The organism is Collinsella sp. WCA1-178-WT-3 (M1), from assembly GCF_009696325.1.
Taxonomy (GTDB): Bacteria; Actinomycetota; Coriobacteriia; order Coriobacteriales; family Coriobacteriaceae; genus Collinsella.
This window is the reverse complement of the sequence record NZ_VUME01000002.1, coordinates 227,420-240,216: the sequence shown is the minus strand read 5'-3', so window position 1 is coordinate 240,216 and position 12,797 is coordinate 227,420. Positions and strand designations below refer to the sequence as shown.

The window sequence follows — 12,797 nt, the reverse complement described above, 5'->3', positions numbered from 1 at the left end:
TACCCGATCGGAGCATAGTTCCGTTAGCGCAGTTGGTGAAAGTACGTTAGCGGGGTCGGCGAAAGCGCGTTAGCGCATTCGGCGAGATGCGTTTGCGAAAGTGGTCAATTTTAGATTAGCGCTAACATCCGAGACGACGAGCCGCACGCCCGCCGCCCCGCGCGAGCGGATGGCCCGCAGGAAGGCGAGCCACGAGTCGTAGGACTCGGTGTCGACCACGTCGACGCCAAGGACGCGCCCCCGGCCGCCCGCATCGCAGCCGATGGCGGTGACCACGGCGGTGGAGGCGACGCGCCCCTCGCGGCGGCACTTGACGTAGGTCGCGTCGAGCCAGACGTAGGGCACCGGCGAGCCGTCGAGCGGCCTTCCGCACAGATCCTCGATGTCTGCGTCCAGGCTCGAGGCGATGGCGCTCACCTGGTCCTTCGAGAGCCTGGAGACGCCCATCTTCTCGGCCACCCTCTGCACCTTGCGGGTGCTCGTGCCCGTGGCGTACATCTCGGCGACGGCGGCAACGAGGGCGCGGTCGACGCGCTGGTAGCGCTCGAGCACGTCCTCCGGGAAGAAGCTGCCGGAGCGCAGCTTGGGGATGCGCAGCGTCAGCGTGCCGACGCAGGTGGCGAGCGACCTCTCGCGGTAGCCGTTTCGGCTGTTCGCCCCGCCACCGCAGAGCTGGTCGGCCTCGGCGTCCATCACGGCGTTCACGACCTGCTCGGCGAGTCTGCGAAGCAGCTCCTGCATATCGATGGCGCCGTCGTCGAAACGGGGCATGGCGAGCATGTCCGGCGTCGGGTCTGATAAGATTTCCATAGCGGTCTTCGTCCTTTCCTAGAACCTGTTGTTGTGGTGATTTCAGATTCTAGGACGAAGGCCGTTCTTCGTTAAACGAGCGCTAGGGTGTCACCCTTACACCAACATTTTCGACGCGATCACAGATCAACGTGCAGGCCGGTCAGAGCGTCAACGAGGGCGCACGGTCAGGCGGCACCATCAATGGGCGAAAGCGATACGAGCGGCGAAGAGCAGCTGCTAACGCGGGATGACGCATCAGACAAGAAAGACGGGGCATACGGTGATGAACCGTATGCCCCGTCTTGGCGTAATTAGTTACCGCCTAGCTGCGTCGACGCGTGCGACGCAAGCCAATGGCAAGCGCCATGAGACCAAGCGTTGCGAGCGCGTCAGAGACAGCAAACAGACTGTCGCCCGTACCGGGCATGCCGTCCTTGGAACGTGAGACCGTATAGGCCTTATCGGTCACAGCAAGCTCAAGCGAGCCCGTGCCACTCATGGACCAGACGGCGGGGTTGCTCTCACCCACAGCGGACCAAGATCCGTCCGCGGCAACCGAGAAGGAGAACGATGCGCTCGCGGCGGTACCGTCGCCGATCATGTAACCGGCAGGCGCCGAAGTCTCCGTCACGGTATAGGTCTCCCCCTCCACGAGCTGGGCCGAGCCAAGCGAGGCGATGCCATCGTCGCCGCTGGTAAGTTCAACGACAGATGAGCCGTCGGCAAACCGGCCATCGACGCGAAAGACCGCACCGGACAGTGCGTCGCCGGATTCATTGCGCTTGAGGAGCTTTAGGGCAAAAGCCGTATTGGTCACTGTGCCGCAGTCGAGCGGTAACTCGATGGAACCGGCCACATTATCTGCCGTAACGGTCAGTTCGTTTGTAGCGACTTCCTCGCGGTCGAGGTAATAGCCAGCCGCGGGGGCGACTTCGACAAAGCGATAGGTGCCCCACGCGAGACCCGTCGCCACGATGGAGCCATCCGTATCGGTTGCGCGGCCATCGCCCACATCGACCCAGTCCGAACCGCTCTTGAGCTGCAGCTTAAACGTTGCGCCGGCAATGGGCTGTCCGCCCTCGTCGACTTTGCGCATCGACACGCTACCCAGCAGCGGCTCGTTGGTAACGACGGGAGCCGAGCCGTCTGCCGTAGCGAGCACGTTGACGACCCCATTGGCGGCATCGAGCACATCGAACGAGCTCACGAGCGAGCCGCCCGGCGCAACCGGCGCATAGCCGGTTGCGGAAACCGTCTCGATAAGCCGATAGCCGCCCTTCTTGAGGCCCGTCACCTTAAGGCAGCCGTCTGCATTTGAGGAATGCGCCGCCACTTGCGTGCCCGTCGCGTCGAGCACATATGAACAGCCGGTCTTAAGCCCGGAGATCGTCACGGAGTCAGTCTTGCCAAGCGGCGTGTAGACGAGCTCGAAGCCCGCACCGTTGACCGGAGATCCGGTCGCGGCATCGCGTTTCTCAATGGCGAGCCCCGCGTTGAACTCATCGTTCTCGACCTTGACGGCCTTCGTCTTTCCCCTATCGCTGCCATCCAGCGTGAACTTGGTCACCGCGCCGGCCGCGCCGGGCTTCTTGGTGAGCGCGGACTCGCCCGTCTCCACCAGGTAGTAGTCGCCCGCGGGCAGGCCGTCGGACTGCTTGACAAAGTAGCCGGCGAGCACGCCAAAGGCGTCATCGCGGTTGAGCCATTCAGAGGAGCCGTCCGCACTCCACTTGCCATCGGCATCCGTCACAATCGCGGCGATCTTCACGCCACCGCCGTCAACGGAGGAGGCATCGTAGGTGCCGCGGTAGAGGTCGAACGTCATGCCCGCGACCGGCAGCTCGGAAGAACCGTGCCTGTAGACCTTCTCCAGCGAGAACGCAGAGCGGTAGAGCGGATCGTTGGCAGTGATCGCACGACCGTCAGTCACGACCCAGCCCTCGGGGGCCTGCGAGAGCGCCGTGCCGCGCTCGTCGACCACAACAAGGCGCTCGCCGCGCTCGTCAAAGCGCACGCAGAGCGGAGCGTCCAGGCGCACGTAGCCGTAGGGGGCGACGGTCTCCTCGATGCGGTAGACCTTGCCGTTGATGAGGCCGCGCAGCTCGATGGCGCCGTTCACGGGGCTGACGGTCTTTGAGCCGTCGGCGCTATCGGAGAAGCTCCCGGCGACGGTAAACGTTGCACCGGCCACGAAATCGCCCGTCGCGGCGTCCGCCTTGGAGAGCGAGATGCTGTTGGCCTTGTCCTTCATGGTGAGCGAGAGCTCGCCGCTGCCGGTGAGCGACCAGGTGTCGCCACTGTCATCGCCAACGGCGGTAAAGGAACCGTCGGAGCCCACCCTGAAGGAGACGGAGGCGCTCGCAGCGGATCCGTCGCCGATCTTGTAGCCCTCGGGCGCCGCAGTCTCCTTCACGGTATAGGTCTCCCCCGCCACGAGCAGGCCATCGGGCAGCGAAGCCGTGCCGTCGGCGGCGGTCACGAGATCGTGCGCGGCCGAGCCGTCGGAGAATGCGCCAGCCACCGTAAAGTGCGCGCCCAAGAGGTGCTCACGATCGTAGTTGACCTTGAGGAGCCCAAAGCCGAGCCTCTTGTTGGTCACCGTGCCGCAGTCGAGGGGCGAAATGATGGAGCCCGCCACGTTATCGGCTCCAACGGTAACGCTCTTGGTGGTGACGCTGCCGCTCATGTAGAAGCCTGCGGCAGGCGCGACCTCGGCAAAGCGATAGGTACCCCAAGCGAGACCCGTCACGGTGATGCGCCCGTCAGCGTCGGTCGTATAGAGGCCGTCTGCCACATCGGTCCAGTCACCGCCAGCCAAACGCTGCAGTTTAAATTGAGCGCCCGCGATCGCATTGCCGTCAGTGTCCACCTTATGCATCGTCACGCTGCCCAGCAGCGGCATGTTGGTGACATCGGGGTCGGGGACAACATTTGCAAGCCCGGCCGAGCCCTCGCCCACGACAAACTCTCGCACAACCGTGCCGGCGGCCCCGACAGAAGCATAGCCAACCGCCGGCGAAGTCTCGACAAGCTGATATTGACCCTTCTTGAGGCCCGTCACCCTGAGCGCGCCCGGCGTGGCGGGAACAGGGGCCAGGCAGCTCGTGCCCGCGGCACCGAGCGCGTAAGAATAGCCAGACTTGAGCCCGCCAATAGTCACAACATCGGTAGAGCCCAAGGGCGTGTAGCGCAGCTCAAACGTGGCATTGTTAACCGCAGAATGCGTGAGCGCATCCCGCTTATGAATCTCGAGCCCCGCGTTGAACTCACGGTTCTCGACCTTGACGGCCATCGTCGTTCCCCTAACGCTGCCATCCAGCGTGAACTCTTTCACCCCGCCGGGCTTCTTGGTAAGCGCGGACTCGCCCGTCTCCACCAGGTAGTAGTCGCCCGCGGGCAGGCCGTCGGACTGCTTGAAAAAGTAGCCGGCGAGCACGCCAAAGGCGTCATCGCGGTTGAGCCACTCGACGGAGCCGTCCGCACTCCACTTGCCATCGGCATCCGTCACGATCGCGGCGATCTTCACACCGCCGCCGTCAACGGAGGAGGCATGGTAGGTGCCGCAGTAGAGGTCGAACGTCATGCCCGCGACCGGCAGCTCGGAATCTCCGTGCCTGTAGACCTTCTGCAGCAAGAAGGCGGAGCGGTAGAGCGGGTCGGCCACCGTGATCTTGGCGGCGTGACGCTCGACGCCCTCGGGCGGCTCCTCGATCGTCACAACGCCATCGACGCCCTCGGGCGGCTCCTCGTGCGTCACGACGCCATCGACGCCGATCTTGACCGTGAAGTCCGCCACGGCGACATGGCCCGCGGGCACCACAGCCTCGTGAACCTTGTACTCCCCTGCCGGCAAACCCACGATCCAGCCAGCGTTTTCGCCGGCGCCAGCCTTGCCATAACCGTCCTCCACAGTAACGGAGACAGCGCCATTCTCATCGCGCGACCACGTGGCAACCATCTGACCAGTGTTATCGAAGATCTCAAACGTCACGCCGTTGAGCTTCGTATCGGCGGCAACGCCCGTACCGCTTCCGCCCTCGACCTTGTCAAACGTCAAGCGCGTCGCAGCGTTGGTAAGGTTGCCCTTATCATTCTGAGCGTTATACCAACCGGCAACGGACCCGTCGACCTCTTTCACGCTGTAGGAATACACCTTGCCGTTCTGGGCGGTCTGGGGCAATCCCGTAAACTCGTAGGTCCAGGTGCCATCTTCATTCTTGCTCCACGTGGGCGCAGCATCACGCAGGGCGCCAGTGGCATCGGCAACCTTGACAAGCTCCTCGCTGCCACCCGCAACCTTTCGATACAAATTGAGCTTAATACCGCAGGTAGAAGGATCAAGCGTCGAAGCAAGCCCCGTGCCCCAGTCATTCCAAGTCTTAGTACCGGTAACTGTGGTCGTCACCAGCGTGTTCACATAGCGCTGAACCCCTTCTTCTGAGGCCGGCACCAGCTCAAGACGCATCGAGCGGTCGTCGCTTATAGCGAGAACATCCGCCGAAACAGTCGTGGCCTCATAGCTGCCCTTAACCAGCTCCACTGCGCGGTATTTGTAATTAACGGCCTGACCGTTCACACCAACGCCTTGCGTAGGCAACTTATCAAAGGAAACATTGGTATCTGCGACCTTTCGGGTAAGCAGGTTATCGTTAAGAATCGAACCGTTAAATGGATTGTCGACAACGGACCCGTACTTGGTAAACCACTTCCACGTACGCCCGCCATCAGAAGAGCGCTGCAGGACAAACGTCGTAGCCCAGGAGTCATTTGGAGAAGACGTGCCCGGACGTGTTACCCAAGCGTTGCCACAGTCATTCCAGGTCTTTTGCACCGTAACAGAAGTGGTTCCCACTGTACACACATTCGTGATGTTTGACTTCCAGTTTGGGCTATCTGGCTCATGGGTTTCAGACTGAGAGGGACGGTAGACACTCGCCGCGGAATTCTTAATTGAATAATTCCCGTCCCTATCGCACTCGAGGTAGACCTTGACGGTATTGGAGCTGCCTGCTTTCTTGTCGGTATTGGAGCTGCCTGCCTTCTTGTCATAGATAAGCAGGCTCTCAACCACGCGGTACTCAACCTTAACCCCACCGCTCGATGTCTTGACTTCCAAGGGAAGATTCGTCCAAGTAGTGTTTGAGTCATACGTGGTGGGACGTGTCTCGTCCGCGGTGAGCTTATCGACCGTATATCGATTACTGCCCGGAAGCTTATAGGCGATCAAGCCCGTATTGTCATAATTGGTATTTTTCTCGAGATCCGCCTCGACAATCCCACACGAGACAAAGAACGAGCCGGCCTCTTGCCATTCATCGCTGGAGCCAAGCTTGCGAGCCTGAAGCGTGTAGTACTGAGCAGGACGCTGCGCCCAAGCGTCAACCTGATCCCAGCTCTTTTTAAACCCAACTTGGCCCATCAACTCATTCTGGATCAACGGGAACTGAACGCTCTCGGAATTAGAACCATCGGTCGAAAGGCACGATCCGCCTTTATTCTTGGCATTGATTTTGTATTGGTATGGCATGTCAGCAGGCGATTCCGAGACCTCATACTTCCAAGCGGTACCGTCGGGCGCCCACTTCTCAAGATTTTTGATGGTATAGGTCCAGATGTCTCCAGAGGGTTTATCCCATTCGATGTAGTTAGCTCCAGAAGGATCGCTGCTTTGCAGCGTGACGCCGCCAGGGTTCTCCTCATCGGGGCCACCGCTCTGGTACCAGCGCTTAAGCGTCAGCTTGATAGATTTCGGACGCGTGCCAAAGATATTATTGCTGTCGACCCACTTCTTCTGGCCTTTTAGGTCAACCGAATCGACCACGTAGGCATTCTTAAACGTCTCGCTCACTGCGGAGGGGTTCTCATCAAGCTTAACGGTGGGACCCATGGAGAGGGTGCCTTTTACGTCCGTGGGAAGAACGACGTCATATATATTCGCCCACTCATCCGAAGACTTAAAACCAGAAGCATCGGCGGCAAGCTCGCCCTTGCCGCTCGTGGCGGTATAGCCGTTGGGCACAACCTCAACGGCAACGTATCGCCACTTGGCACCTGAGGGCGCGTAGATGTCGAGGTTGTCAAACGTGACAGCACCGGACTCGGTGGCATGATTGACGTCCTTGCCCTTGAGCGTCTGCTCAGCCACAAAGGTCAGAGCGCTCTTGGAGTCATCATCCTTGACGTAGTAGCGGTAGAGCCTAAACGTCGAGTCGGGGTACTTGGTGTCAACGTGGGCACGCCCCGTAAAGACCTTGTACAGCGTGAGCTTGCCCTGCTTAGACTTATAGGTATTCCTGATCGAGAAGGCCGTATATCTAATATCGTAGACCTTGTCAAAGGCCTTCTCGAGTTCGCTTTCGGACGTGAGGTGCCAACCGTCCTTACCAACAATGCCATCGATGACCTCGCGCACACGGTACTCAATGCGACGTCCCTCGGCATCGTAGGCCGCGAGCTTATTATCGCTCGGCAGAGCGTTGCTATTGGAATTGTCCCCGTACTGGCCGATGCTGAACGTCCATTTGTTGCCGTCCTTCTCAAGGCTGTTCGTCCAGGCGACAGCAGTCTTGCCGTCAAGGATCTCCTGACCAGAGTCGGTCTTACCCGTATTAGAGCTGGCCACGGTATAGTCCTTTGCCTGCGTAGCATCCACAGTCAGTGCAAGGCCAGACCAAGGCAAAGCAGCGCCATCGGTCCAGTTGCCGTTAGCTCCGTACGAACCCTTAAGCAGGCGGCGCTGCACGTAGATAGAAATCGCCGGCAGGTCGTCTTTGGAGTAACCGACAGGGACGTTCTCCCACAGCTTCTCACCCGAGACCGTTACCGAGCCGTGGATATGGAAATTAAACGTCGAGTCCTCACGGTAAACGAGCTGCTGGTCGTTGTCTGCAAAGAGGCAATCGGCAAACGATCTAACCTCGTCATCTGCCTTATCCCACGAGCCGGGGTCCTTTGTATAGGAATCCTTCGAAACCGTATCGTCATCATAGTAGTCGAGCGCGCCCTTGGTGTCATCCAGGACATTCATATCCACACGCGCGTAATAGACGTACTGTCCACCGTTGCCGTCGTACTTGGGAAGGTTCTTGAACGTGGCGTATTGGGTAAAGTCACCCTTGGTGTCGTTGCGCAGGCGATCGGCTGGGTCGGACGACACCCACTCAAAGTTGCCGTCGTACTCGGAAGGAGAAACCGACGAGAGCGTGATTACGGGATTTCCTTTGCCATCTGTAATGATTTTGCCGTTATCGTCATACGTATAAGCAGCACGATACAGCACCAGCTTAACGTCAGGGCGCTGGTTGAGGACGTCCTTGACGTAGTGGTCAAACCACTTGGTATGGAACGTCACGTCCTTGGTGCCCGTACGCTTGTTAGTAAACGAATAGTTGAGCTGGTCTTCCTGGTGCCAGGGCGAACCGAAGTCTGTGCTCGAAAGTCCGCCGACGGATCGATAGTCACCGGCATTGACGATATTCTCCTCGACCTTCCAATCAACGATGGCGCCGGAAAGATCGTACTTAGGAAGCCCCACGACGGAGAAGAAGGATGAGGCCTTGTTCACATCGACCGTAAAGGTAATGGACTTTGAATCCTTTGAAACGATCACATCGGTGTTTTCGGAGGCGTCAGCAGACCCAGTTAGCGAGCTAAAGTTGCCCTCCGAATCTTTTTTCTTTAGAGGCTGGTCGATTTTACCGGCAACCCTAACGAACAGCTTCCGACTGTTGTCACAGACAAACGTAAACTCGGAGCTCGATGCGGGCGCAGAGATTGTTATCTGAGCTTTGGGGCGCTTGCTCTCAGCAGATCCAGCGTCAGCCCAGGTCTTATCGATAGAGATATCCACCGAACCAACGCGGCGATTCGTGACCTCGAGAGAATTTTTATCGCGATTTTCCCCATACGAAACCTCATACGAAAAGCCCTGCGAAAGGTTCTTGGAGATCATGCGAGTAGAGGTATCCGTCTCAGGCCAATTTCTAAGCAGCGAACCATAGGCCGCAATCTCCTCGGCAGAGCCGCCTGTAGCCCTGCAAACAGCAGTATCGCGATCGATGACCTCATATTCTAGGTCGTCAGGTGTATCGCTGCTATTAAGCGTAGACAGCTCTCTGATAGAGACGTCATTCTTGGAAAGCCCGCCAACTGGGACATTTAATTCGTCGTACCAAGAGTTCTCTTCGTTAAGAGTGACCTTATTAATCAGTTCACCCTCTCTATAGGCCAACTGTCTATCCCTTTGAGAAACGATATCGTGCTTCGCATACAGGCCAATCTCAACAGGCACGCGGGAGGCAGCGTTGCCGCTATCAAGCCATTTCTTGGAGACCGCAAATTTCGAACTGGAGGCATTGCCTTCAATCACGCGCCGGTTATAAAACTTGGTATAGATATTGGAAGACTCGGGGTCGATACCGCGAACCGTATGGTCTAGGGTAAAGCCATCCACCGATTCCTCAAGAAAGAGGTAGTCGTACTTAGATCCGTTGTCGTCATATTTGGGTAGACAGATAAACTCAACATGCCAAGGACTCCTCTCCCACCAGCCAAGCTTCCAGGAAGAGCCAGGAATCGTCTGAAGATTGGGCGTGGAATCAACGCGACCGTCCAGCTCAATCGTTGTAAGCAGCGAATCGTTACGGATTACCTTGACCGTTACCTTTGGAGCAACGCCATTACCACATTGATTGGCGTCCTGTGTCCAAATAGGATTGCCATCGGCATCAAGGGCCTGCCAATACTTATCAACGGTCGCATCAACTGTATCCACGTAGCTGTTGACAAAGCATTTCTCTTTAGCATCATATTCGCCATTAAAGGAAAGGAGATTCTGGTTGCCGTTAGCATCAGTAAACGTGCCAAAAAACTCAAACGGGCCGTCCGGTGTGGTAGGCAAGGCAGAGAACCGGTCAGGATCCTGCGTGTCCAGCACCTCAACCTCTTGCCAGCGGTAAACGTACTCGTTGCCCAGCTCGTCATATCGGGGCAGACCGCTCTTCGAGAAGGACTGCTCAGAATTCTCGGCGCTCCAGCCGTTAAGCGTGACGCGACCGTCAACGACGTCGTTCCAGGTATAGGTGCCGATAAGCGAGCCATCAGCTCCATACATGGAATCTTCCTTAGAGAACCACTGTCCGTTGTTATATGTAGCATGCTCTTTAAGGATGCGCTGGAGCTGAAAGCTCACCTCGACGGTACCGAGCTGATCTTGATAGGCTCCGATATCCCAGCGCTTCTTGGCGCTAACGGTTTCGGTCTCAGCACGACGATTGGTGAGCGTACCGCCGTTGTAGACGCCAAAGTTGTCGGAATCGGAGCGCATCCATCCATCAAGCAAATACTCGATGTATGTATCGCTTGCACTGAAATAGTTGGGACCGAGATCGCCCGTCGTGTTGCCCTCGTTGTCGACCTTGCCGAACACATGCTCATAACCCGCGAGCGTCGACTCGCGGAGCTGGTAGATATAGGGGTAGCCCTCGGGATCGTACTTGGCAAGCTGCGTGAAGCCATCGGTGTCGTACTTATCGCGCAGCATCTTTCCAAGGTCCATCGTAGCGTTGTTGATGGAACCGTCTTCACTGTTGTAGCTCGCGCCCAGCTTATTATTCTGCTCGGCCGTGACCTCGAGCTTTACGAACTCGCCTTTGCGATCACCCGTCATCGCGACCACCTGCGCCGCGCTCCGCGCATCGTTGCCGGGCCTTGCGGAATAGCGCCACAGGGTATAGGTGGTCGCGGGGCGCGAAATCTTGTTGCCATTGGAATCGGTCGAACCGGGCGCGTAGTCATCGAGCCAGACCTTGGTAGCCTCAAACCGCGTGGTGCCCGTATGGCGCACCGTCATAGTACCGCCGCTGTAGCACGCGGAGATATCGCTCGCATAGTCGGGAACGACCTTGTTGTCGTAGGAGACCTCGTAGGCATCGCGATAGCCGGAGGTGCCGGAGTTATTTATTGTCTGCTGGATCAGGCGGTACTTCATCGACACGCCGGATGGATGGTAGGCCGGCATGCGACCGCTTATAACATAGTTGTTGGAAGCATTGTCATTCCAGGTAACACTAAAGAGCTCGTGTTCGATGAGCTGCAGAAGACCGTCCCCGTTGATATTGCTTACATCCTTGTCGTCAGACGCACCCATATGCCGCGCAGCCGTAAGGGTCAGGTACTCACCCCATGTCGAATACCAGCCATTATCGCCCGAAAGGTTGTGATCCACCATATCGTTGCCAATGTGGACATCGACGTTAAAGCTAACGTTTTTGAGCATCATCAGACATTCTTTGGCAAAGGGCTCCACATAGTCCGTACGGTCACTCAGCATGGAGGAGTCGGGCACGATGTAGTCGCCAGACTCAGAGCTCTGCGAAGGGTCGGCGTTGGAGTTAGGATAGAGCGTCGAGCCAGTTTTGACTTCCACGTCCCCATCGCCCGCCGTCACGTGGGAAATTGCATACGTGATGGGCTGTTCTTGCGCCGTGCCGTCGTCCGTTCGCGTCACGACCTTGGCGGGAAGCTTGCCTGCGAGTACTACAGACGCCTCGTATTCGGAGACCGTGGACGCTGCAACGCTTACCAAGTGGCCATCGGTCTTGACGGCATCGAGGGTCTCCTGGGTAAATCCGAGCTGCACGGCAGCCTCATCGGACAGGATATCTCCGTCCTTGGTGAGCGCCACATAGGTCTTACCGCCATCAAGAGAATAGAATACACGGTATTCGTTTCGATTCTGGAGAGCCTGCGCGGACGGGCGGTTGACGTTGTTGTTATCGGCCCAAAACGTGGTGAACGTGATCTTGCTGCCGTAAGAACCCACAGGGGTCACCGCAGAAACCGGATCCTGGAAGGTGCCCGCCACAGTGACGGCAACCGTTGAGGAAGCATCGGCCCTATCAATCCCAAGAAGCTCCTCAACATGGGAGCGCGCGGGAATAGTGAGCTCGCAAGTGCGCACGCCCTCGGTCTGCGTCTGTTGTATCGCCCAGTCAAGCGTTGACTCCTCGTCTTTGAGGAGCTCGGAATCGAGCAGTACATCGGCATCGACGGCAAAAGACTCTTTAGCCTCAAAGGAAAGGTCGGCATCGGTCTGCTCGTCATGCGGAGTAGCAAAGGCCACAGTAAGCTTAGTGGCAGTGAGCTGTGCATACCCAAGGCGGATGCGCGTGGTATTGCCCTCAGCATCCAAGCGGTAGAGGGCAATGCGCTTGATGCCATCATGGTCCTGGAGCTTGGCCGAATCGAGGTCGAATGTGAGCCCGGCGGGAAGATCGACGTTAAAGGTGTCGCCTTCAAGCAGCGGCGCGTTGAGAACACACTTGATGTTGAGCGAGGCAGGCAGCTGCACAGGAATTTCCTCGATGGGGCCTGCTCCAGCAAGCTCTCCCAAGCGCTTGTCAAAGGCAAGGCCCTCGGAGGATACCGTGAGCGCGCTGGCATCGTGCGACCAGTCGCGCGGGACCACGTCAACGGCATCCTGGTTGTCAGAAGTGTCCTCGTTGGAGGCGGTGGTGTTGTTGGAAGTGTTTGAGTCAGACTTGTCGTCGTTCGAAGCACTCGCGCTAGCCTCACCCGAACTATCGCTCGACGAGACGCCCGATGCGGCGTCCGAGCCGGTCTTGTCATCCGACTCCCCCGCCGCATCGGTCTCGGCAAACGGCTGGACAATGTCCTGCCACGACTGGGCGTCCTCAAGCGTAAGGGCAACCGCGCTGGCAACGCCGTTACCCAAAAGGGCCTCGACGCACATGATAAAGGTGAGGGCAAAAGCCACAGCACGCTTAAACTGCCTCATCCCAACCTACTTTCGGTAATAGTCTCCTAAGCCTTATATCTTAGCGAAACAACAACCGGAGAAAAATAGGATTAATGAAAGGCGGTGCACTATTTGCCCAGGCGAAATGCTCATCTGGGCATTTTCAGACTGATTAAATGCAACATCCATCTGCTTGAAAGCGACATCACGAACCGTGCTGCCCTGTGCAGTCAAAGTCGTGAAATAC

2 protein-coding genes are annotated in these 12,797 nt (G+C 57.9%); both read right to left on the bottom strand.

The genetic code is table 11. The features are described 5' to 3' along the window. Window positions 1–69 precede the first annotated feature (69 nt). A complete protein-coding gene (locus tag FYJ40_RS02670; protein ID WP_229770630.1) occupies window positions 70–810 on the bottom strand; it encodes a transposase in 741 nt (246 codons plus the stop codon). A 304-nt stretch (window positions 811–1,114) separates the two neighbouring features. Beyond that, window positions 1,115–12,589: a SpaA isopeptide-forming pilin-related protein gene (locus FYJ40_RS02665; RefSeq protein ID WP_154515572.1), complete on the bottom strand. Its 11,475-nt coding sequence runs from the start codon at window positions 12,587–12,589 to the stop codon at window positions 1,115–1,117. Window positions 12,590–12,797: the final 208 nt, after the last annotated feature.